Here is a 20,681-nt window from a genome sequence, read left to right as displayed (position 1 = left end):
TGCCCACGTTCACAGTGCTCGTACCCCCGCAAGTGCGTCGGAGACCAGGTCCCGCACGCGCAGCGGAGAGCGCCGGAGCGTTCTCCACGCCACGTCACGCAGGTGGCGCCGCGGGGTCAGGTCGTGGTGGAAGGCGCCGAACATCACGTCCGCGAGCAGCGCCCCGTACTGCTGGTACATGCGCTCGCGCTCGAGGAAGGCCGGTGCCTTGGCGTACGTGCGCATGTCCTGCCCCGCGAACGAGTCGAACAGCGCCGTGCGGTAGGCCGTGAGGCCCGCCTTGCTCGTGTCGCCGGCGGTGATCGCGGCGTCGATCGCGCCGGCCGCGGCGATCCCCGACGCGGCGGCGAGGTCCATCCCCCGCACGGTCAGCCCCGTGTTGAGGGTCAGCCCGGCGGCGTCGCCGACCACCACCATCCCGTCGGTGTGGATCTCGCCGACCATCTCCAGACCACCCTCGGCCACCAGGTGGCTGCCGTACTCGGCGACCTGCCCGCCCCGCAGCAGCGGCTCGACGAAGGGGTGCTGCAGGAAGTGCTCGAAGATGTCCGCCGACGACAACCCCTTGGCGACGAGATCGTCGAGCCGGAGCACGACCCCGACCGACACGGACTCGCGGTTGGTGTAGAGGAACCCGCCACCCCCGACGCCCTGCGTGCAGTCGCCGACGACGGCGTACGCCGCGCCCTCGTCGCCGCTCAGGTGGAACCGTTCCTCGATGGTCGCGGCCGGCAGGGACACCACGGCCTTGACCCCGAGCGCGAGGTGGTTCGTCGGCGGCTTGCTGCGCAGACCGGCGCCCCGTGCGAGGAACGAGTTGACCCCGTCCGCGGCGATCACCACGTGGGCGCGCAGCTCGTCCTCGCCCGCGCGGATGCCGACGACGCGACCGGCCTCGAGCATGACCTCGTCGACCCGGACGCCGGGCATGAGGAACACCCCGGCCTCCTCGCACTGCTCGGCGAGCCAGGCGTCGAGCTTCGCCCGCAGCACTGTCACCGCGTTGGTCGGCTCGGCGAGCCGCGCATCCTGGTAGTCGATGCCGACGGACGACGAGCCGTTGAGGAACTGCACGTAGTTGCGGGTGACCCGGCGCTCGACCGGCGCCCGGTCCAGGAAGTCCGGGAACACCTCCTCGAGGATGCGGGAGTACAGCACCCCGCCGGACATGTTCTTGGAGCCGGGGACCTCGCCACGCTCGACCAGCACCACGGACCGTCCGGCCTGGGCCAGCCGGTAGGCAGCGACGCAGCCCGCGATGCCCGCTCCGACGACGATGACGTCGAAGTCCAGCTCGGTCGCCGTCATGACAGCGCCTCCGTCAGTGCCGGCAGGACGCCGTACAGGTCACCGACGACGCAGTAGTCGGCCTCCGCGAAGTACGGGCAGTCCTTGTCCGAGTTGATGACGACGACCGTGCCCGCGCCGCGGGCACCGACGGCGTGCTGCAGCTGGCCGGAGACACCCACGGCCACGTAGAGGTCCGGAGTGACGTGCTGGCCGGTGACGCCGACGTACCGGTCGTGCGCGTACCAGCCCAGGCCCTCCGCCAGCGGTCGCGAGCAGGCCGACTCGGCATCCAGGGCACCGGCGAGCGCGTCGACGAGCCCGAGGTCGCCCTGGGCCCGGACGCCACGGCCCGCCGTGACGATCCGGGTGGCACGCGACAGGTCGACGCCGGCGCGTTCGCCGGGTCGCGTCTCGACCACGGTGACGGTGGTGGTCGGCTCCACGGCGACCTCGGTCACGGGAGCGGACCCCCCGACGGACGCGGGTCCGCCGTCCACGACGACGACCGCGGGACCGGTCACCCGGTCGGTGCGCTGGGCGATCCCGCCGAACACGGCGCGGGTCAGCTCGACCGCCCCGTCGGCCACGGCAACCGCGGTGACCAGCGTGAACGCCGGTGCCCCGAGCGCGGCCGCGGCCGCGCCCGCCAGCACCCGGTCGCCGGGGCGGGTCGAGGCGAGGACGAGGTCGGGACGCGCCTGCGCGACGAGTGCCGCGACGGCCGGGGCGTAGGCCTCGGCGGGCAGGCCGGGGGCGGGCTCGCCCAGCCACACCACCGTGTCGACACCACTGGCCGCGACGGCGTCCGCCACCGCCCGCGGACCCACGACGACCGCCGTGCTGGTGGTGCCTGCCGCCAGCGACACGAGGTCACCGATCCGCTGGTCACCGGAGACGAGGATGTACGTGCTGCTCATGGTGATCTTCCTTGTTCGTGTCTGCTCGGTCTGCGGGCTCAGAGGACGTTGTCGGCCCGCAGCGCGGCCACGAGCACCGCGGCGGCGGCGGCGGGGTCGGCGCCGTCGATGACCTGGCGCTTGCGTGCCTTGAGGACGGGCGGGCCCGACGAGACCACGGTGATCGGCTCGGGTGCGGGCGGCGGGACGTCGACGACGTCGGTCGGCCGCTTGCCCGCGGCGAGGATGTCCTTCATGCCCGGCACGCGAGGCACTGCCGCGTCGCCCGCGACCGCGAGCACCACGGGTCCGGTGACGTGCAGCGTCTGGGTGCCGCCCTCCTGCACCCGCTCCACCGTGAGGTCGCCAGCCGTCCCGACGACCGAGGTGACGTTGGTGAGGACGGGCCAGCCGAGCGTGCCGGCCAGGACGGCCGGCACGAGCTGGGCGCCGAGGTCCTGCGACGAGTCTCCGGTCAGCACCAGGTCCACGTCGCCGACCAGGTCGACCACCTGCGCGAGCACCGTCGCCGTGCGGGTGGCACCGGCGCCGGCGAGCTGGTCGTCGCCCACCAGGACCAGCCGGTCCAGACCGCGCGACAGCGCCGCCTTGCGGGCCATCGTGCTGCCGGCCTCGGCCGTGCCGACGGTGATGCCGACCAGCTCGGCACCGGTCGCGTCCGCGAGCCGGCGTCCGACCTCGACCGCGACCTGGTCGTACTCGGAGACGGATGCCTTGGCCCTGCTCCAGTCGACGGTGCCGTCGCCGGCGACCGTCGCGTCCTGCGGGTTGGGTGCCCACTTGTAGGCGACTGCGATCTTCATCGTCCTGCTTCCTGCGAGGCCCCGCGCGGCGCACCGGCAGCGAGGAGGGGGTCGGGGGCCGGCGACGCGGGGCGACCCCACGAGGCGAGGCCGAGCGTGCTGGTCTGGTTGAGCGTCAGCCCGCGGGTCTCGGGCGCCACGAGGACCGAGACGAGCAGCCCGATGCCCGAGATGGCTGCGCCCGCGAGCATCGTCGCCCGGGTGCCGTGGGCGATCAGGAACGAGGGCAGGACGTACGTCGACACGACGGTCCCGATCCGGCTGAACGCCATCGCGGCTCCCACCGCGGACGCCCGGTTGTCGGTGGGGAAGAGCTCGTTGGGGTAGAGCCACTGCAGGTTCCCCGGGCCTCCGGAGAAGAACGCGTACGCGGCGAGGCAGACGATCACGACGACCACCCCGCTGTTCGGCAGGATGCCGAGCACGGCGAGCGCCGCCGTCATGATCGCGAAGCTGCCGATCAGCAGCTTGCGGCGGCCCAGCGAGTTCGCCCAGAACATGGCCGGGATGCACCCGACCAGGAAGAACGTTCCGATCACCATCTCCCCGAGCGTCGCCGTCTGGCCCTCACCCAGCCCGAGCTCGCCCATGATCTGCGGGCCGAAGGTGTAGATCGCGAACATCGGGACCGCCTGGCACATCCAGATCGTCCCGACGAACACGACCTTGCCGAGCTGGCCGCGGCGGAACAGCGTGCGGTATCCCGCCCTCGCCGTCGCCTCGGGCTCGAGCTCGACGTCGGCGCCGAAGATGCGCCGGACGATCGCCTCCGCCTCGTCGACCCGGCCGTGACGGGCCAGCCACCGCGGAGACTCGGGGATGTCCCAGCGCCCGATGAGGATGACCAGGCACGGCACGACGGCGCTGGCGAGCATCCAGCGCCAGCCGCCGTCGACCCGAAGCAGGAAGTAGCCGACGAGGTACGCCGCGTTGGCGCCGAGGTACCAGGCGGCCGCCACGAAGCCCATCGAGATCGCCCGGTACCGCCGCGGGGTGAACTCGGCGATGAGCGAGGTCGCGATCGGGTAGTCGGCGCCGACGACGACCCCGATGAGGAACCGCATCAGGACGAGCACCGCCACGGACGGGACGAACGCCGTCGCCAGCGAGATCAGCCCGATCCCGACGATGTCGAGGACGAACATCCGCTTGCGCCCGATCCGGTCGGTCAGGTAGCCCCCGACCGTCGTGCCCAGGAACAGCCCGACCAGCGCAGCGACCCCGATCGCCCCGACGGCGCCGGCGCTCAGGTCCAGCTCGGGCCCGAGCTGGATGAGCGCGACCCCGATGATCGAGAGCACGTAGCCGTCCAGGAACGGGCCGCCGCTGGAGAACAGGGTGACCCTCTTGAGGAACGGGGTCATGGCGACGTCGTCGAGGGCGACCCGGCCCCCGCCGGGAGATGTCACCGCCACTCGATGACCCCGAAGTTCAGGAACGGCTTGGCGTCCGGGTCGTCGGCGTTCACGAGGCGGAAGTGCACGCGGTTCTCGTCCATCCGCCACATCTGGGTGGCCACGGTGGTGCCCGGCAGCAGCGACGCCGTGATCCGGGTCTTGAACCGGGTGAGCCGCTCGGGCTCGCCCGGGACGAACGCGCGGACGAAGTGCCGGCAGGCGATCCCGGCGAAGCTCACGGCGTGCAGGATCGGCCGCGGCTGGCCGTTCTCGGCGGCGTACTCCCAGTCGACGTGCTGCGGGTGGTAGTCGCCGGAGAGGCGGTAGAGCAGCGCCTGGTTCTCCGGGACCACCTCGCGCAGCTCCACGTCCGGCTCGCGGTCCGGGATCTCGACGATGTCCTTCGGTGCCGGCTCGCCGCCCCAGCCACCGTCGAAGATCAGGCAGTCCCAGCTCTCGTTGGTGAACAGCAGGGTGCCGTCCTCGTCGTACGTGTCCCCGACGTGCTGCGCGAGCAACCCCTTGCCGGGTCCCCGGTCGAAGAGGCCCTTGAGCACCACGGTCGTGCTGAGCTTGCCGGCGAGCCTGGTGATCGGCTGGTGGAACTGCAGGTCGAAGCTCCAGTGCAGCGACCCGGCGTAGTTGTAGCCGTAGTCGATGGTGCGGGTGACCTCGGAGTCGACGATCGGCATCGCGCCGAAGGTCGGCAGCACCTTCATGTCCTTCTCGTAGACGTACTCCAGGTCGGTGCGGCCGTCGATCGCGCAGCCCGACCCGAGCGCGAAGAGGCTCAGGTCCCGGAACGTGTAGTCGCGCACGAACGGACCGAACTGCTGGCCGACCATGTCGGTGTTGATGGGCATCTCGTCTCCTGCTCTCCGCCCCGGTTCCCCGGAGCGCTCGGACGTCACGACAGGGCGCTCTTGGCGACCTTGAACGTGCTGGTGTGCGGCAGACCCGGGACGATCTCGACCTGGGTGGGGACCTTGAACCTCGCGAGGTGGCGGGCGCAGTGCCGGCGGACCTCCTGTTCGGTCAGGTGCGCGCCGGCCACGGGGACTACGAACGCCTTGACGGCCTCGTCGTGGACCTCGTCCGGCACGCCGATCACGGCCGCCTCGGCGACGAGCGGGTGCCCGGCCAGGACCGCCTCGACCTCGCTCGGTGAGACGTTCTCCCCACCGCGCTTGATGAACTGGGTGCGCCGGTCGACGAAGAAGTACCAGCCGTCCTCGTCGACCCAGCCGACGTCACCTGTCCGGAACCAGCCGTCCGCCGTGTAGGCCTCCGCGGTCAGGTCCGGCGCCTCGAAGTAGCCGAGCATCAGCGAGAGCCCGGGGACCCCCCGCACCTGGATCTCGCCCTGCTCGCCCGCGCCGACCGCGTGGTCGTCCGGTCCGGCGATGCGCGCCTCGTAGCCGGGGCCGACCTGTCCGACGGACGGCCAGCGTCGCTCGCCCACGGGCGGATCGGTGAGGACCCCGACGAGCGTCTCGCTCGCGCCGTACGAGTTGAGGAACCGGGTGCCGAACCGCTGCTCGAAGCGCTCCTTCTCCTCGTCGCTGACGGGCAGGTAGTAGAGGATCTCGCGGACGCGGTGGTCGCGTTCCTGCGGGTCGACGGGCTGCAGGAGCATGGTGCGCACGATCGTCGACACGCTCTGCACCACGGTCGCGTCGTGGCGTCGGACCTGCTGCCAGAACCGGTGGGCGCTGTACCGCTCGACGGCGACCAGCGTCGCGCCCGCCGTGAGCACCGGCATCAGCGCGTTGAGCTGGAAGTTCACGTGGCACGCGGGCATCGTCGTCAGGAGCCGGTCCTCGGACGTCAGCGACGCCTGCCACTCGACGAACAGCCCCGAGAACAGCAGGTTCGCGTGGGTGAGGACCACGCCCTTGGGCTGCGCCGTGGAGCCGGACGTGAACACGATCCCGACCGGGTCGTCGCAGGACAGCGGCACCCGCTCGACCAGCTCGTCGGGCTGCCGGTCGCGCGCCGTCTCGTAGGAGTCGTGGTGCGACGCCGCGCGGGCCACCAGCTCGCGGATGCCGAAGGGGTAGCCCGCGTCCGGTCGCACACCGGGCTCGGTCACCACGAACCGGGCCCCGACCCGGCGGAGGATGTCCGCGCACTCGGTGGCGGTGTTGCGGGGATGCAGCGGCACGGTGACCGCGCCCACGAGCGCCAGGCCGAACAGGCACTCGAGCTGCTGCGGACAGTTGTTCAGGTGCACCCCGACGCGCTCGCCGCGCTGCACGCCGAGGGCGTGCGCGAGGTTCGCGGCGCGCACCACGCGCGCCGCGAACTGCCCGTAGGTGAAGGACTCGACGCGACCGTCGGGGTCCTCGTGCACGAGGAACACGTGGTCGTGCCGTGTGCGTGCGAGCTCCTCCCACAGGTCCCGCAGAGTCTGGTCGGGCTGCATCATCCGCGCCGGATCGTCCCGCTGTCGGCCAGGGCCGCGATGGCCTCGGGCGTCCAGCCGGCCTCGGCGAGGACCGCGTCGGTGTCCATGCCGAGCGACGGCATGGGCCGCCAGATCCGGCCCGGGTGCTGCGTGAACTTGGGGAAGATCCCCACGCCCGTGACGGGGGTGCCGTCCAGCCGCTCCCACTGCACGATGGCCTCACGCTGGGCGAGGTGCTCCTCGGCCAGCAGCTGGTCGAACTCGAGCACCGCGTTGGCGGCGATCCCGACGTCGGAGAACTCGTTCTCCAGCTCGAGCGACTTCTGGGTCAGGCAGAACTCGTTCAGCTTCTCCTCGATCAGCGCGGCCTTCGGCCCGTCCGCCCACAGTGCGCTGGTGTCCGCGGGGTACTCGTCGGTGCCCCACAGCTCGCCCAGCCCGATGCGCTCGAGCAGGTACTTGTTCTGCTTGACCCCGTAGACGCACAGCCCGATGAAGCCGTCCGCGGTCCGGTACTCGCCGATCGCGCACAGGTTCGGGTGCCGGGCACCGGGCCGCGGGTACGTCGTGCCGTCGTTCAGGTAGTCCATGAGGTAGTACGAGCCGATGCGGAGCAGCACCTCGTACATCGCTACGTCGATGCTCTCCCCCTCGCCCGTCGCACGTGCCTTGTGCAGGGCCGCGAGCGCGGAGGACGTCACCATGAGCGACGTGAAGTAGTCGCCGACGTATGGCGACGCGGCCATCGGCTGGTCGGGGGTGCCGTTCTGCGCGAGGTAGCCGCTGTACGCCTGGACCGTCAGGTCGTAGGCCGCCCGGTTGATCCGCTCGGGCACGCCGTACTGGCCGAAGCCGGAGACGTGCACGATGACGAGGTCCGGGTTGCGCTCCCAGAGCAGCTCGTCGGTGATTCCCCGGCGGGCGTACGTCGGGCCCTTGGAGGACTCGATGAAGACGTCCGCGTCGGCGATCAGCGAGAGCAGCACCTCGCGGCCCTCGTCGGTGAACGGGTTGAGCGCGACGGAGCGCTGGTTGCGGCGCTCCAGCTCCTTGACGTTCACCGTGTCGCGCATCGAGTCGCCGGTGCGGGTGTTCTCGAGCCAGACGACGTCGGCGCCCCACTCGGCCATCATGGCCGCGGCCGAGGGAGCGGCGATCTCGACGGCCGAGTAGACGACCTTGACGCCCTCGAGGACGCCGAACGCGGGGACGTGCACGCTGGCCATCAGCGGTAGTCCTTGAGTGCGGCGCGGCCGGTCGCCAGGACCATCATCTCGTCGGTGCCGCCGGAGATCCGCTCCACGCGCAGGTCGCGGTAGAAGCGAGCCACCCGGTGGTTGCCGGTGACGGCGATGCCGCCGAGCACCTGGATCGCGTCGTCGACGACCTCGGCCGCCGCCCGCGTGCAGTAGAGCTTGGCCATCGACGCGTCGCCCTTGCCGAGCAGCCCGTTGTCGGCCTTCCACGCCACCTCGTAGACCATGTTGCGCATGTTCGTGAGGCTGATCTTCATGTTCGCGAACTTCTCCTGGATGAGCTGGTAGCGACCGATCGCCTCTCCGCCCTGCACCCGCTGGTTCGCGTACCGCGCGGCGTCCTCGTAGGCGCACAGCGCCCATCCGTAGTCGCACGCGGCGACGAGGAACCTCTCCAGGTCGAAGTCGGCGACCGTGCGGGCGAAGCCGTCGCCCTCGCCGCCGAACATGTCCTGCTCGCTCAGCTCGACGTCGTCGAAGTAGATCTCGCAGCACGAGTCCATCCGCAGCCCGAGCTTCTCGAGCGGCTCGATGGTGATCCCGGGCAGGGACATGTCGACGAAGAACTCGGTGTACAGGTCCATCTGGTCGGCGTTGCGGGCCATCACCACCAGGTACGGCACGTGCTTGCTGGACGTGATGAAGGTCTTGTGGCCGCTGAGGTAGACCTTGCCGTCCCGGCGCGTGTAGGTCGTGGACATCGCCGCGAAGCTCGACCCCGCGCCGGGCTCGGTCATCGCGAAGTTCCAGATCTGCTTGCCGGTCCCCAGGAACGACAGGATCTTCTCGCTCTGCTCCGGCGTCCCGACCCGCACGACCGTCTCGAGCGTGGGCAGCTGGTAGAGCACGTATGTCGGCACACCGAGCCGGCCGAGCTCCTCCCAGACCGCCGCGACGGTCGTCCATCCGGCCGCGAGGCCGCCGTTCTCCTCGGGCAGCAGGATCGTGTCGATGCCCAGCTGGGCGAGCTCGGCCACGAATCGCTCGGGGTACTCGTGCCGGTCGTCGCAGTCGGCGAAGTACACCTCCCAGTTCTCGCGTGCCATCAGCTCGCGGACGGCCGCGACCATCAGCTGCTGGTCGTCGGTGAGGGAGAAGTCCATGGGGGTGCCCTTCGCGTGTCTGTGCGGGTGTCAGTGGTCGACGAGCCGTGCGGCGTCGACGATGGATCGGTGGAACGCGGCCCCCTCGGCGAGGGCGTCACGCGCCTCGGGAAGCAGGCGTGAGTAGTGCAGGAAGCCGTGCAGGACGCCGTCGACCTGTCGCACCCGGTGCGGGACGCCGTGCTCGGTGAGCGCGTCGGCCAGGGCGAGCGTGTCGTCGAGCAGGGGGTCGAGCGTGGCGCCGAGCAGGTACGTCGGTGGCAGTCCGGTCGACAGGTCCGCGCCCAGGCAGTCCAGGTACGGGTCGGTGAGGTCCGCGGGGGCGGACGTGTACGCGTCCAGGTACGACTCGAGGTCAGCCGGCGTCAGGCCGTCCCACTCGTTCCCGTACCGACGCCGCGACCGCGAGTCCCGCAGCCCGAACAGGCCGTAGTACAGGAGGAGGGACTCGACCACCGGCCCGCTGTGGTCCCGCAGCCACAGCGTCGCCGCGAGGGCGAGGTTGGCACCCCCGGAGTCGCCGGCGAACGAGACCCGTCCGCCGGCGACTCCGTGCTGCTCGGCACGATCGGCGATGTGGCGCGCCGCCGCGGCGCACTCGTGCACCGCTCGAGGGAACTTCGCCTCGGGCGACAACGAGTAGTCCACGCCGACGACCACGGATCCGGCGGCCGCAGCGAGCGTCCGCATGATCCGGTCGTGCGTGTCGAGCCCCCCGACGACGAACCCACCCCCGTGCAGGTAGGCCACACAGGAGCGGGCGTCGCCGCCGGGGTGGTACCAGCGGACCCTGAGCTGTCCGTAGGGCCCGTCGATCATCTCTTCCGACGTCCCGACCATCGCGGGGCCGCCCTCGTTCCAGTACGCCCGCTCGGTGGCGTACTGGATGCGCTGCTCCGCGGGGTCCGCGGTGCCGGACGGCTCCGCCCCCGATCGGACGGACTGCAACCGCAGGACCTCGCGCATGCGCTCGGTCAGCAAGGGCGTGACGTCGGTGGTGCTCATCGCGCGGCGACGGCCTCGTGCTCGTCCCTCGCTGCAGCAGCGGCGGCCGCGAGCTCCTCGGCCTTCGCGTACGCCTCGTCGAGGCGCACCTTGTTGCGCTTCACGTACATCGCCAGACCGGCGGCACACAGGGCGGCGATGACGGCGCTGGCCGCGAGGATCCAGAAGATCGTCGGGTAGGCCGTGCCCTCGTCGCCGGCCGCCGCAGCGTCGTCGATGATGGAGCCGAACCAGGTGCTCGAGAACGTGTCGGGCAGGAACCCGACGAGCGAGACGACTCCCGTCGCGGCACCGAACACCGCCAGGGAGACCTTGCCCTCGGTCAGCTGGCTCGACACGATGCCGAACACGCCGTTGGCGATGAAGCCCAGGGCCACGCCGATCGATGCGACGCCGACGATCATCCCGGTGCCGGCAGGCAGGGACGCCGGCACGGGGACGATCGCCAGGAAGGCGATGCCGAAGGCCGCGATCAGCGAGCCGATCCAGATCACCCGCGACGGTCGCTTGGCCTTGTGCGCCAGCGCTCCGAAGATCGGCCCGGCGAGGAGGGTCACTCCGTACTGCCGCAGCACGCTCGTGATGTTGTTGAACGTGCCGTCCGCGCCGAGGTAGCCGAGGTACGTGGTCGCGTAGTTGACGCCCGTGTAGAAGAAGTAGACGAAGAAGACCGTGATCGCGGTGATGAGGACGACCGGGTTGGACAGCGCCCCGAGGGCGTCAACGACGACCTCCTTGACGCTGCGGAACTCACCGACCTCGCCGACGAACTTGGGGATGAAGACGATCGAGAGCACGCCGAGCGCCAGCAGCAGGGCGGCGTAGAACAGCAGGAACGCGCGGAACGCCTCCGGAGACGTCGACCCCATCTGGGCGAGGATCAGCGTGCCGACCAGGCCTACCAGGAAGCCCGCGGCTCCGTAGATGCCGTAGCTGACGCCGATGTTGCGCGAGTACTCGTTCTCCTCGGAGATGAGTCGCACCAGCTTGTAGCGGACCCCCCACCACAGCAGGATCGTGCTCAGGCCCATGCCGACGAAGATCAGCAGCAGCGTGTTGAACGACGGCAGCGTCGCGTACCAGAACGTGAGGGCGGCGGTGAGCAGGAACCCGGTCGCCGAGAGCGTCCGCATCCGCAGCCGGTCGGCGACGAGGCCCGAGGGCAGGTAGCAGATGGTCGCGGTGATCGCGTAGGCCGACAGCAGCGCACCGATCTGGGTGTTCGTCAGTCCGAGCGCGACCTGCTGGGCGTCGTAGAACGCGTTCTTCAGGTACGCCGGTCCGTAGATCGTCGAGCTGCCGGCGCTCACCAGGATGAGGACCAACCATCGCCGGGTCGTCGTCAGGTTCGACGCCCTCATCTCTCCTGCGGCGTTGACCGCCATGTGCCCTCCTCGGCTGGTGCGCCTCTTGTCGGCGCGAACCGGACCAGGCTCGCCGCGGGTAGCGCATGGAGGGCAGGACCTTCGGCACCTTGTGCACGGCGTGCGTAGCCGATCGGACCAAAGTGAGTACGCGCCGCCCCCGTTCGGGGGCCCATGGCAGCCGGGCGACGCGGATGCGCGACACGCCGGGTGACCGCGTGGCGTGTGCCGCCCTCCCGCCACCCGGTGATCGCTCCCGGAGCGGACGCCCGCGGCCRTCCCGTGGTCGTCCCGTGATGCGCCGGGCCGGGCGGAGGTCGCGACCGGGCCGCCACCACGCCACCGAGGAGCACGTCAAGGCGTCAGGGATGACCTGGACGTTCCTGCGCGACAGCTTCCCTGAGCGATCCGGCGGCGCACGCGAACCGGTCGTACGACCTGACCGGCCCGGAGGCGCCGACCCTGCGCGACGTCGCCGCCACGATCTCGGAGGCGCGCGGCACGGAGGTGAGCTGTCACGACGAGACGCTCGACGAGGCGTACGCGTCCCGGGCCGGCTTCGCTGCACCGGACTGGCAGGTCGACGCCTGGGTCAGCACCTACACCGCGATCGCCGGCGGTGCCATGGCGCACGTGACCCGTGCTGTGCTGGACCTCACCGGGTCCGCGCCGCTCAGCCTGGAGACCTACCTGCGCACCACCCCAGCGCGCTGACTCCCGCGTGCCGTCAGCTCACCCGGCGCGCGCGGAAGTCGTCGGCGATCTGCTGAGCCTGACCCACCACGAGCTGTCGGTAGGTCGCATACCGGCTGGCGATCTCGTCGTTGTCGGCGCCGTGCTCGCTGGCGTCCAGCCAGGCTCGCTTCGCCACGCGGATGTCGCCGTCGGTGACGTCGATGCGCCATGTCGCCTCGTCGTTTCCCATGGCCCCAGCATCGCCTCTGACGGGCGCGCATGGGACGAACGTCCCACTCCTTCACCCCTCCGTTCACACCCCCGAGGGACGCCGCCCCCCGTGTCTGCGGCGTGTCGTGACCGGAGTCGCCGGTTGCTGCGACTCGATGGACCCCGTTCTCGCCGCTCGCGAGGGACCTTGGGCCCTGCCGTGGCGGGCAGTCCGGCGACACGCTCGTCGGAGGCACCGGCGACGACGCCGGTCAGGAGGGGATGAGGACCGTGGAGCGCGAGAACGGGCCGGAGCGTAGGCCGACGAGCGAGGACGTGTGGCGCGCGATCGAGCGGGCGTCGTTCGCGGTGCTCAGCCACCTCACGCCGGCGGGCGAGCCGCGGTCCAGCGGCGTCGTCTACGTCGCGACCGGTGGCCGGATGTACGTCGCGGTGGCGCCCGACAGCTGGAAGGCGCGGCACCTCGAGGACGACGGTCGGCTCGCCGTCACCGTGTGCGTGCGGCGCGGAGGACTGCTGTCCCTCGTCTTCCCCATCCCGCCCGCCACGGTGAGCTTCCACGCGACGGCGGTCGTGCACCCGGCGGGAGTGTTGCCGGACACGCCGAAGCAGCTGGCGTCCCTGGTCCCGCCCGAGCGCCGTGCCGAGTGCCGCCTGATCGAGATCCAGCCGGTGGGGCAGTTCCTCACCTACGGCATCGGTGTGTCTCTGGGTGACCTGCGCAGCCCCGCGGCCGCTCGCGCCCGTGTGCCCGTCGTCGCGCCGCTGCACGGCGTCTCGTAGGCGCGCTCAGACCTCGCTGAGGCGGGTCTCCTCGGCGCGGAGCCGCATCGACGAGCGGAGGAAGGCCACTCCCAGGAGCCCCTCGGTCACCGCCCCGAGCACGAGTGCCCACCCGTCCGGCTTCTGGAGCGCCGTGAGAGTGGCCCACACCGCTTGCGCGACGAAGAGCGCCCCGACCACGAAGCCGGACACGGGCCGGGCTGTCATGCGCCACCACGCTCGCGGAGCCTCGAGCGACTCGATCTCCGCGTCACGGAAGTTCCGCACCGCGAACCCGGTGCCGATCAGCAGGAGCGGCACGGCGGACAGTGCACCCGCCCAGGAGCCCATGGTCGCCGACGCGGCCACGAATCCTGCCGGCACGAGGAGTGTCACCAGGAGGAAGAGGTAGACGAACTTCCCGTGCGGGGTCACGATCCGCCATCGAGCTGCGCCGGTCCTCGCCGTCACGCCATCACGTCCTCGTCGTCGTCGTCGGTGGACGAACTTTCCCATGGGACGCGACGTGCCCGTGCCCGTCGGCCTAGCCTGGGCAGTGAGGTGAGGACGATGCACGCAGAGGTCGGTGACAAGGTCGTCATCCATGGCCGGACCGTGGGGACGGCGGACCGCGGTGGGACCGTGATCGAGGCGCGTGGCGCGGACGGCCCGTACGTCGTGCGGTTCGACGACGGGCACGAGACGCTCGTGTTCCCCGGGCCGGACCTGACGGTGGTGCGGACGACGGCCTGAGCCGGCCGCTCAGCCGGCGAGCGCCGCCCGCAGGAACGCGATGTCCTCGGCCTGGGTCTCCGCCGGGGTCTCCACGAGCGCGTCGCACGCGGCCTCGCGCACCACGTGAGCGATGAGCTCCGGCGGGATCGTGCCCGAGGCGAAGCCCGCGTGCCGGTCCCGCGCGGACGCCGCCGGGTCCCGCGAGCTGTTGGCGTGCACGAGGTCGACCCGGCCGGTGATGGCGCGCACGCGCTCCACGACGGTCTCGAGGTCCTCGCCCGCGGCCCAGGCGTGGCAGGTGTCGAGGCAGAGGCCGACGTCGTACTGACCGATCGCGTCCCAGAGCATCGCGATCCGGTCGAGGGTGCGTGCGCACGCGTTCTCCCCGCCGGCCGTGTTCTCGACGAGCACGCGCACGGGGAAGGTGGCGCGCTCGAACGTCTTGCGCCAGTTGTCGATGCCGACCGCGATGTCGTCGCCGTCGCCGACGTGACCGCCGTGGACCACGAGCCCGCGGGCACCCAGGCTCGCCGCGGCGGCCGCGTGCTGGGCGATCATGTTGCGGCTCGGGATGCGGATCCGGTTGTTGGTCGACGCGACGTTGACCAGGTAGGGAGCGTGCGCGTACACGCCGAGGCCGGAGGCGACCAGCGCGTCGGCGTCGTCGCGCGGAACCGGCTTCTTCCAGCCCTGGGGGTCCGCCAGGAACAGCTGCACGCTGTCGGCGCCGGTCTCGGCGGCCGCTGCCACCGGGTCGTCGCCGCGCACGTGAGCGCCGATGAGCACCACGTCGATCTCCTTCCGGTCGGCCACGCGCCAGGCTAGACCAGCCGCGCTAGGCCGCCATCCCGTACCCGGAGCCGCGGCGGCGCACCCGTCCCCCGTCGTCGACCACCTGGTCGGCCTCGACGCGTGCGCGAGGCTCCACCAGGACATCGCGTCCGAGGCGCGCGCCCGCGCCGATCCGCGCGCCGTCACCGACGTGCGTGCCGGGCCCCACATGCACGTTCCGGTCGACGATCACGTCGGTGCCGATCACGGCACCCGCGTCGATCCAGCTGCCCGCTCCGACCCTCGAACCGTCGCCGACGACCGCACCGGCCTCGACGTAGGCGGTGTCCGCCAGCCACGCCCGCTCGTGGACCCGCGCCGTCGGGGCGACAGGGCCCCGGCCGTTCTCGTGGCGCACATACCGGACCATTTGGCCCTGCTCGTCCTCGAACTCCACACGGCCCGCTGTCCGTCGCGTCATGGTGCTCCTCACCACTAGTCGTCATCATTCTCGTGTGACATAACGAGCGACGTGGCCGAAGGATTCCAGCGGGTCCAGAGCCGTGCGTCGGGGCCGTCTCCGGGGCCCTCCGGACGTCGTCGCAGAACACTCTGACCAGGGCGTTCACCGGGACGTGTCCGCGGGCTGGACGGATGGCCCCGCGAGCCTCACACTTGCGCCTGCCCCCTTGGATGGTCCGGCCGCCGATGGCCGGGAAAGGACCCCCGGCCGTGCTGCGCACCGTCACCTCGCACCTGTCCCTGGACGTGCGCACCCCGCTCGAGATCCTGCTCTCCGTCGCCGTCGCGGACGGCGCCTACGACCGCTCCGAGATCCTCTCGGTACGGCACGAGGACGGCCCTCTGGACGTCTCCGAGATCAAGATGGCCCACGGCGGTCGCATGCACCGCGTGCTCTCTCCCGCGGGGCGTCTGGTGGTCGACTACCAGGCCACGATCACCGGTCAGGCCGACCTGCCCGCCATCGAGGACGTCGACCTCGTCGAGTACCGCCGGCCCAGCCGCTACGCGGACTCCGACCGGCTCCTGGCGTTCGCCCGGGACCAGTTCAAGGGCCTCGAGGGACCTGAGCTGCTCGACGCGGTCGTCGCCTGGGTCACCGGGCACGTCACGTACCTGTCGGGCTCGAGCCTGCCGACCGACGGCGCCACGGACACGCTGCTCAAGCGCCGGGGCGTGTGTCGCGACTTCGCGCACCTCGTGGTCGCGCTGCTGCGGGCCAAGGACGTCCCCGCCCGCCTCGCCTCCGTCTACGCGCCCGGGCTCAAGCCCATGGACTTCCACGCGGTCGCGGAGGCCTACGTGGACGGTGCCTGGCACGTCGTCGACGCCACGAGGCTGGCCCCGCGCGAGTCGCTGGTCCGGATCGCCACGGGCCGGGACGCCACGGACACCGCGTTCCTGTCCTACTACGGCGGCCAGCTCTCCATCCGGGCCATGACCGTCACCGCGGCGGTGCACGCACTCCTGCCGACGACCGACGCCACGGGGCTCGTCCCGCTGCGGTGAGCGGCTAGATCGACAGCCCGACCAGCGAGCCCACCGCATAGGTCACGGCCATCGCGATCGACCCACCGAGCACGTTGCGGACCACAGCCCGACGCGGCTCCGCGTCGCTGAACCGCGCCGCCACCAGGCCCGTGAGGACCAGCGCGACGACGACCGCGGCGAACGTGGCCGGCGCCCGGACGGCACCCCAGGGAGCCAGCACGACGAGGAGCGGGACGAGGCCGCCGACGAGGAAGGCACCGAGCGACGCCACGGCCGCGTGCCACGGGTTGGTGTACTCCTCGGGCCCCGTCACGACCAGCGTCGGCAGCACCCGGCCGCGCCGCACCGCGGACCGCTCCGCGTCGCGCTGGCTGCTCACCGACACGTACTCCCCCGCCGCCATGGACAGGGCGCCCGCGACCAGCGCGGCGATGCCCGCGAGGGCGATCGTGCCCACCGGCGTGGCCGCCCCGGCGACACCGAGCACGGTCGCGGCGACCGACACGATGCCGTCGTTGGCGCCGAGGACACCGGCACGCAGCCAGTTCAGGCTCTGCAGCGTGGGGGCCGGGCGGTGCGTCTGGAGGGCGGTCATACCTCCACGGTAGGCACCCCGGGACACCTTGTCACCGAAGCAAAGCCTCCCCTGACCTGCACAAACGCAGGTTTGCCTCACCTATGTCAGGCGCTCTCCCGCAGGTTCCGACGGCGGCCCTCGACCTCGACCAGCTCCGCGAACGCGGCCTGGTAGGCGGTCGGGTCGGCCTCGGCGTCCATCCGCTGCAGTCGTCCGCGCAGGTCGGCGATGTGCCGCGTGAACCCGATCTCCACCAGCCGGAGCACGACGCCCTTGACGTACCCCTCGAGCGACTCCGGACGGTCCTCGGGCAGCGGTGCGACGGCGAGCTCGGTGACCAGTGCGCGGACCGGCTCGGCGGCCTGCTCGATCACGGCACCCACCCATCCCGTCGACCCGCCGGAGCTCTGCAGCAGCGGGCGGGCGACGGTCAGTCCGCCTGCCGCACGGATCGCCTCGTGCACGGCGCGGTACGCCGGAGCGCCGAAGGCGTCGGAGGGGAGCTCGTCGAAGTCGGGGGCCACGAGGTCCGGGCGCTGCAGCACGACCTCCAGGGCGGTGCGCTCGATCTGCGCGACCGGGTCCCGCCGGTCCGGGACGGGCATGCGCGCGACGGGCACCTGCACCGGCTCGGACGACGGGCGCTCGGTGCGGGGGGCCGCGGGGCGGGTCGACGGGGACGCGCCCTGCACCGCCCGGCGCACCGAGTCCTGGTCGTCGATCCCCAGCCAGCCCGACAGCAGCCTCGTGTACTCGGGGCGCAGCCCGGTGTCGCGGATCCCCGCGACGATCGGGGCGGCAGCCCGCAGCGCGCCGATCCGCCCCTCGGCGGTCCGCAGGTCGTACGAGGCGAGGGTGGAGCGGATGACGAACTCGTAGAGCGGGGTCCGGCCCGCGACCAGGGCGCGGACGGCGTCCGGCCCCTTCGCCTGGCGGAGCTCGCACGGGTCCATGCCCGACTTCTCGACGGCGACGAACGTCTGCGCGGAGAACGACTGATCCTCGCCGAACGCCCGCAGCGCCGCCTTCTGGCCGGCCGCGTCGCCGTCGAACGTGAAGATGATCTCCCCGCCGACGGAGGCCCCCGAGGCCAGCTGCACTCCCCCGCTGGAACCCGAGTCGCCGATGAGCCGGCGCACGATCCGTGCGTGGTCGGAGCCGAACGCGGTGCCGCACGTGGCGACCGCGGTCCCGACACCCGACAGGTGCATGGCCATGACGTCGGTGTACCCCTCGACGACCACGACGCGCTTGTCGCGCTGCAGGTCCCGCTTGGCCAGGTCGATCCCGTAGAGCACGTGCGACTTCTTGTAGAGAGGTGTCTCGGGAGTGTTCAGGTACTTGGGACCCTGATCCTCCTCGAAGAGCCGCCGTGCCCCGAAGCCGACGGTCTCGCCCGTCACCTCGCGGATCGGCCAGACCAGCCTGCCGCGGAACCGGTCGTACACGCCACGCTGCCCCTGGCTGACCAGCCCGGAGAGCGTGAGCTCCGCCTCGGTGAACCCGCGACCGCGCAGGTGGCGCATGAGCGAGTCCCAGCCCTGCGGAGCGAACCCGACGCCGAAGTCGGCCGCGGCCGTCCGGTCGAACCCCCGCTCGGCGAGGAACTGCCGTCCCGCCGCGGCGGCCGGGGTGCTCAGCTGCTCGCGGTAGAACTCCTCGGCCACCTTGTGCGCCTCGATGAGCCGACGACGCTTGCCGGGCTCCTCACCGGGACGCGGTGCGCCACCCTCCTCGTACCGGAGCTGCAGCCCGACCTTGCCGGCCAGGTACTCGACGGCCTCGGAGAAGCCCAGGCCGTCGACCTTCTGCACGAAGTCGATGACGTCGCCGCCCTCGCCGCAGCCGAAGCAGTGGTACCGGCCGACCTGGGGGCGCACGTGGAAGGAGGGTGAGCGCTCGTCGTGGAACGGGCACAGGCCCTTCATCGAGCCCACGCCCGCGGACCTCAGCGTGACGTGCTGGCCGACGATCTCCTCGATGTGGGCGCGCTCGCGGACCGCTTCCACGTCCTCCCGCCGGATGCGTCCTGCCACGCGAGGAGTCTAGGCGTCGGCGCCCACCCGGAAGACCGGGTTCACACCAGCGCCGCGGGTCCTCCGTGCCGGGGCGGGTGGACCAGCCGCGCGTGCAGCTCGGCCGCCGAGACGTCGGTGAGCGAGGCCACCTGGTCGATCACCACGCGCAGACGTGCGGCGTCGTCGGCGGCCTCGACCCAGTCCGCCGCGAAGGGCGGCTCGAGGGCGATCGGGGCACGGTCGGACAGCACGTGCACCAGGTCCACCAGCACCTCGCGCTGGCGGTGGTAGAGCGGCTCGAGCTCGCGCGGGGCCATCACGTACGCGACCGCGAGGCCCTTGAGCACGAGGATCTCCGCCAAGGTCTCGTGCGGCACGATCAGGTCCGCGGCGTACCGGGTGAGCGGACCGGTGCCGTACTGCTGGCGGGTGGCCAGCTGGGACGCCTTGGCGAACCGGCCGATGAGCTGGCTCGTGGAGTCCTTGAGCGAGGCGAGCGCCGCGCGGGAGCCGTCGAAACCCGGGCGCCACAGCTGTGCACCCAGCAGCCGGTCCATCGCGTCCTGCAGGCCGTCCGCGCTCACCCCGTCGCCGTACCAGGTCTGCACGGCCTCGACCACGCGGCCGCGCTCGTCCGGCACGGCCAGCACCTCGAGGTCGAGGCGTCCGCCGACGACGGCGTCCTCGACGTCGTGCACGGAGTAGGAGATGTCGTCGGCCAGGTCCATGACCTGCGCCTCGAGGCACTTGCGGCCGTCCGGCGCCTGCTCGCGCAGCCACTCGAACACGGGCAGGTCGTCCTCGTAGACGCCGAACTTGTGCGTCGGCCGACCGCTGGCCGCGCTGACGGGACCCTGCAGGTGCCGCCACGGGTACTTCACCGAGGCGTCGAGGCTGGCGCGCGTGAGGTTGAGCCCGACGGCACGCCCGTCGGGTGCCACGACCTTGGGCTCCAGCCGGGTGAGCAGGCGCAGGGTCTGCGCGTTGCCCTCGAACCCCCCGATGCCCTTGGCCAGCTCCGCCAGCGCGCGCTCGCCGTTGTGCCCGAACGGAGGGTGCCCGAGGTCGTGGGCGAGGCAGGCGGTGTCGACGATGTCGGGATCGCAGCCCAGCGCCTTGCCGATCTCCCGGCCCACCTGCGCGACCTCGAGCGTGTGCGTGAGGCGCGTCCGCACGAAGTCGTCGGACGAGGGACCCAGCACCTGCGTCTTCGCCCCCAGCCGCCGCAGCGCCGAGGAGTGCACCAGGCGTGCGCGGTCACGCTCGAACGCCGTACGCTCACGGGACTTGACCGGCTCCTGGACCCAGCGCTCCCGGTCGGCGTCGACGTAGCCGTCCACGTCGAGGGACTGGTCCAGTGCGGTCACGGGGCCAGCGTAACGAGCAGGGCCGACGGGGTGGTCTCGGCAGACGCCCGGCGGACGGTCCCCCACCGGCGCGCGCGAGTGTGCAACGCTCTCGCAGCGACATCATCAACGGCGACGGACGAGGAGGTCAGGTGTCCCCTACGCTGCCGCCTGTGCGTACCCGTCTGACGGATCTGGCTGAGCAGGCCGGCGTCAGCACGGCCACGGTGTCCCGGGTCCTGAACGGCAAGCACGGCGTGTCCGCCCAAGCACGCCAAGCTGTGCTGGCCGCCCTGGACGTCCTGGGCTACGAACGACCCGAGAAGCTGCGCACCCGCTCCGCCGGCCTGGTCGGCCTCGTGGTCCCCGAGCTGTCCAACCCCGTCTTCCCCGCCTTCGCCCAGGTCATCGAGACCATGCTCACCGAACGCGGCTACACCCCCCTGCTGTGCACCCAGTCCCCCGGCGGCACCACCGAGGACCAGTACGTCGAGATGCTCCTGGAGCACAAC

General features: G+C 71.7%; 22 protein-coding genes. 5 read left to right on the top strand and 17 right to left on the bottom strand.

Annotated features, from left to right (window positions below):
• Positions 1–9: 9 nt before the first annotated feature.
• Genes AC1DXT_RS12555 through AC1DXT_RS12510 form a run of 10 tightly spaced genes read right to left on the bottom strand, consistent with a single transcriptional unit; the run spans position 10 to position 11,563 of the window.
• The gene (locus AC1DXT_RS12555; protein ID WP_477061659.1) at positions 10–1,308 is read right to left on the bottom strand and encodes an FAD-dependent oxidoreductase; all 1,299 of its coding nucleotides are present in this window, start codon (positions 1,306–1,308) and stop codon (positions 10–12) included.
• Entirely contained in the window at positions 1,305–2,207 is a 903-nt protein-coding gene (locus tag AC1DXT_RS12550) for an electron transfer flavoprotein subunit alpha/FixB family protein (protein ID WP_477061658.1), read from the bottom strand. The genes AC1DXT_RS12555 and AC1DXT_RS12550 overlap by 4 nt, the downstream gene beginning before the upstream one ends.
• 38 nt (positions 2,208–2,245) lie before the next feature.
• On the bottom strand, positions 2,246–3,010 hold the full coding sequence (locus AC1DXT_RS12545; protein WP_477061657.1) for an electron transfer flavoprotein subunit beta/FixA family protein: 765 nt from the start codon (positions 3,008–3,010) through the stop codon (positions 2,246–2,248).
• Positions 3,007–4,419: an MFS transporter gene (locus AC1DXT_RS12540; RefSeq protein ID WP_477061656.1), complete on the bottom strand. Its 1,413-nt coding sequence runs from the start codon at positions 4,417–4,419 to the stop codon at positions 3,007–3,009. The genes AC1DXT_RS12545 and AC1DXT_RS12540 overlap by 4 nt, the downstream gene beginning before the upstream one ends.
• A complete protein-coding gene (locus AC1DXT_RS12535) occupies positions 4,416–5,270 on the bottom strand; it encodes a MaoC/PaaZ C-terminal domain-containing protein (protein ID WP_477061655.1) in 855 nt (284 codons plus the stop codon). Before AC1DXT_RS12535 ends, AC1DXT_RS12540 begins: the two co-directional genes overlap by 4 nt.
• 44 nt (positions 5,271–5,314) lie before the next feature.
• Complete coding sequence (locus tag AC1DXT_RS12530; protein ID WP_477061654.1) at positions 5,315–6,835, bottom strand: AMP-binding protein; 1,521 nt, start codon at positions 6,833–6,835, stop codon at positions 5,315–5,317.
• Positions 6,832–8,040: an L-carnitine CoA-transferase gene (gene caiB / locus AC1DXT_RS12525; protein ID WP_477061653.1), complete on the bottom strand. Its 1,209-nt coding sequence runs from the start codon at positions 8,038–8,040 to the stop codon at positions 6,832–6,834. The genes AC1DXT_RS12530 and caiB overlap by 4 nt, the downstream gene beginning before the upstream one ends.
• The gene (gene caiA, locus AC1DXT_RS12520) at positions 8,040–9,173 is read right to left on the bottom strand and encodes a crotonobetainyl-CoA dehydrogenase (protein WP_477061652.1); all 1,134 of its coding nucleotides are present in this window, start codon (positions 9,171–9,173) and stop codon (positions 8,040–8,042) included. The genes caiB and caiA overlap by 1 nt, the downstream gene beginning before the upstream one ends.
• A gap of 30 nt (positions 9,174–9,203) precedes the next feature.
• Positions 9,204–10,178: an alpha/beta hydrolase fold domain-containing protein gene (locus AC1DXT_RS12515; RefSeq protein WP_477061651.1), complete on the bottom strand. Its 975-nt coding sequence runs from the start codon at positions 10,176–10,178 to the stop codon at positions 9,204–9,206.
• Positions 10,175–11,563, bottom strand: coding sequence for an MFS transporter (locus tag AC1DXT_RS12510; RefSeq protein ID WP_477061650.1), 1,389 nt, complete (start codon positions 11,561–11,563; stop codon positions 10,175–10,177). The genes AC1DXT_RS12515 and AC1DXT_RS12510 overlap by 4 nt, the downstream gene beginning before the upstream one ends.
• A 486-nt stretch (positions 11,564–12,049) precedes the next feature.
• Here AC1DXT_RS12510 and AC1DXT_RS12505 point away from each other — a divergent pair, with 486 nt between their 5' ends.
• Positions 12,050–12,256 carry a hypothetical protein gene (locus tag AC1DXT_RS12505; RefSeq protein ID WP_477061649.1) on the top strand — a complete coding sequence of 69 codons (207 nt, stop codon included), beginning with the start codon at positions 12,050–12,052 and terminating at the stop codon, positions 12,254–12,256.
• Between the two features lie 13 nt (positions 12,257–12,269).
• Here the strand turns inward: AC1DXT_RS12505 and AC1DXT_RS12500 are convergent, their stop codons facing one another.
• A complete protein-coding gene (locus tag AC1DXT_RS12500) occupies positions 12,270–12,467 on the bottom strand; it encodes a hypothetical protein (protein WP_477061648.1) in 198 nt (65 codons plus the stop codon).
• A 242-nt stretch (positions 12,468–12,709) separates the two neighbouring features.
• Between AC1DXT_RS12500 and AC1DXT_RS12495 the strand changes: the two genes are divergently transcribed.
• The gene (locus AC1DXT_RS12495) at positions 12,710–13,231 is read left to right on the top strand and encodes a pyridoxamine 5'-phosphate oxidase family protein (RefSeq protein ID WP_477061647.1); all 522 of its coding nucleotides are present in this window, start codon (positions 12,710–12,712) and stop codon (positions 13,229–13,231) included.
• Positions 13,232–13,237: 6 nt separating this feature from the next.
• Here AC1DXT_RS12495 and AC1DXT_RS12490 read toward each other — a convergent pair whose 3' ends face one another.
• Positions 13,238–13,681, bottom strand: a complete 444-nt coding sequence (locus tag AC1DXT_RS12490; RefSeq protein WP_477061646.1) for a hypothetical protein — start codon at positions 13,679–13,681, stop codon at positions 13,238–13,240.
• A gap of 99 nt (positions 13,682–13,780) precedes the next feature.
• On the opposite strand from AC1DXT_RS12490, the gene AC1DXT_RS12485 reads away from it, so the two are divergent.
• Positions 13,781–13,963 (top strand): DUF1918 domain-containing protein, encoded by a 183-nt coding sequence (locus tag AC1DXT_RS12485; protein ID WP_477061645.1) that lies wholly within the window; start codon positions 13,781–13,783, stop codon positions 13,961–13,963.
• A 9-nt stretch (positions 13,964–13,972) separates the two neighbouring features.
• Here AC1DXT_RS12485 and AC1DXT_RS12480 read toward each other — a convergent pair whose 3' ends face one another.
• Both AC1DXT_RS12480 and AC1DXT_RS12475 read right to left on the bottom strand, forming a co-directional pair.
• Entirely contained in the window at positions 13,973–14,734 is a 762-nt protein-coding gene (locus AC1DXT_RS12480) for a deoxyribonuclease IV (protein ID WP_200938601.1), read from the bottom strand.
• A 46-nt stretch (positions 14,735–14,780) separates the two neighbouring features.
• Positions 14,781–15,197 (bottom strand): transferase, encoded by a 417-nt coding sequence (locus tag AC1DXT_RS12475; RefSeq protein ID WP_477061644.1) that lies wholly within the window; start codon positions 15,195–15,197, stop codon positions 14,781–14,783.
• 251 nt (positions 15,198–15,448) lie between these two features.
• Between AC1DXT_RS12475 and AC1DXT_RS12470 the strand changes: the two genes are divergently transcribed.
• Positions 15,449–16,246, top strand: coding sequence for a transglutaminase-like domain-containing protein (locus AC1DXT_RS12470; RefSeq protein ID WP_477061643.1), 798 nt, complete (start codon positions 15,449–15,451; stop codon positions 16,244–16,246).
• A 4-nt stretch (positions 16,247–16,250) separates the two neighbouring features.
• Here the strand turns inward: AC1DXT_RS12470 and AC1DXT_RS12465 are convergent, their stop codons facing one another.
• The 3 genes from AC1DXT_RS12465 to AC1DXT_RS12455 all read right to left on the bottom strand — a co-directional run bounded on the left by AC1DXT_RS12465 (position 16,251) and on the right by AC1DXT_RS12455 (position 20,181).
• A complete protein-coding gene (locus tag AC1DXT_RS12465) occupies positions 16,251–16,823 on the bottom strand; it encodes a VIT1/CCC1 transporter family protein (protein ID WP_477061642.1) in 573 nt (190 codons plus the stop codon).
• Between the two features lie 86 nt (positions 16,824–16,909).
• Entirely contained in the window at positions 16,910–18,841 is a 1,932-nt protein-coding gene (dnaG, locus tag AC1DXT_RS12460) for a DNA primase (RefSeq protein ID WP_477061641.1), read from the bottom strand.
• Positions 18,842–18,882: 41 nt separating this feature from the next.
• Positions 18,883–20,181, bottom strand: coding sequence for a deoxyguanosinetriphosphate triphosphohydrolase (locus AC1DXT_RS12455; protein WP_477061904.1), 1,299 nt, complete (start codon positions 20,179–20,181; stop codon positions 18,883–18,885).
• Between the two features lie 161 nt (positions 20,182–20,342).
• Here AC1DXT_RS12455 and AC1DXT_RS12450 point away from each other — a divergent pair.
• A partial coding sequence (locus tag AC1DXT_RS12450) for a LacI family DNA-binding transcriptional regulator (protein WP_477061640.1) occupies positions 20,343–20,681 on the top strand: 339 nt, incomplete at its 3' end.

The sequence above is a fragment of the Cellulomonas sp. P1_G12_2 genome (assembly GCF_056405535.1).
Note: the sequence above shows the minus strand (reverse complement) of the source record. Positions and strands in the feature narration are given on the sequence as shown.

Bases quoted from the DNA above. Each gene is read 5' to 3' on its own strand.
- AC1DXT_RS12500 (WP_477061648.1), bottom strand. From the start codon at position 12,467: ATGGGAAACGACGAGGCGACATGGCGCATCGACGTCACCGACGGCGAC.
- AC1DXT_RS12550 (WP_477061658.1), bottom strand. From the start codon at position 2,207: ATGAGCAGCACGTACATCCTCGTCTCCGGTGACCAGCGGATCGGTGAC.
- caiA (WP_477061652.1), bottom strand. From the start codon at position 9,173: ATGGACTTCTCCCTCACCGACGACCAGCAGCTGATGGTCGCGGCCGTC.
- AC1DXT_RS12475 (WP_477061644.1), bottom strand. From the start codon at position 15,197: ATGACGCGACGGACAGCGGGCCGTGTGGAGTTCGAGGACGAGCAGGGC.
- AC1DXT_RS12485 (WP_477061645.1), top strand. From the start codon at position 13,781: ATGCACGCAGAGGTCGGTGACAAGGTCGTCATCCATGGCCGGACCGTG.
- AC1DXT_RS12510 (WP_477061650.1), bottom strand. From the start codon at position 11,563: ATGGCGGTCAACGCCGCAGGAGAGATGAGGGCGTCGAACCTGACGACG.
- AC1DXT_RS12465 (WP_477061642.1), bottom strand. From the start codon at position 16,823: ATGACCGCCCTCCAGACGCACCGCCCGGCCCCCACGCTGCAGAGCCTG.
- AC1DXT_RS12530 (WP_477061654.1), bottom strand. From the start codon at position 6,835: ATGATGCAGCCCGACCAGACTCTGCGGGACCTGTGGGAGGAGCTCGCA.
- AC1DXT_RS12515 (WP_477061651.1), bottom strand. From the start codon at position 10,178: ATGAGCACCACCGACGTCACGCCCTTGCTGACCGAGCGCATGCGCGAG.
- AC1DXT_RS12495 (WP_477061647.1), top strand. From the start codon at position 12,710: ATGAGGACCGTGGAGCGCGAGAACGGGCCGGAGCGTAGGCCGACGAGC.
- AC1DXT_RS12545 (WP_477061657.1), bottom strand. From the start codon at position 3,010: ATGAAGATCGCAGTCGCCTACAAGTGGGCACCCAACCCGCAGGACGCG.
- AC1DXT_RS12535 (WP_477061655.1), bottom strand. From the start codon at position 5,270: ATGCCCATCAACACCGACATGGTCGGCCAGCAGTTCGGTCCGTTCGTG.
- AC1DXT_RS12555 (WP_477061659.1), bottom strand. From the start codon at position 1,308: ATGACGGCGACCGAGCTGGACTTCGACGTCATCGTCGTCGGAGCGGGC.
- caiB (WP_477061653.1), bottom strand. From the start codon at position 8,040: ATGGCCAGCGTGCACGTCCCCGCGTTCGGCGTCCTCGAGGGCGTCAAG.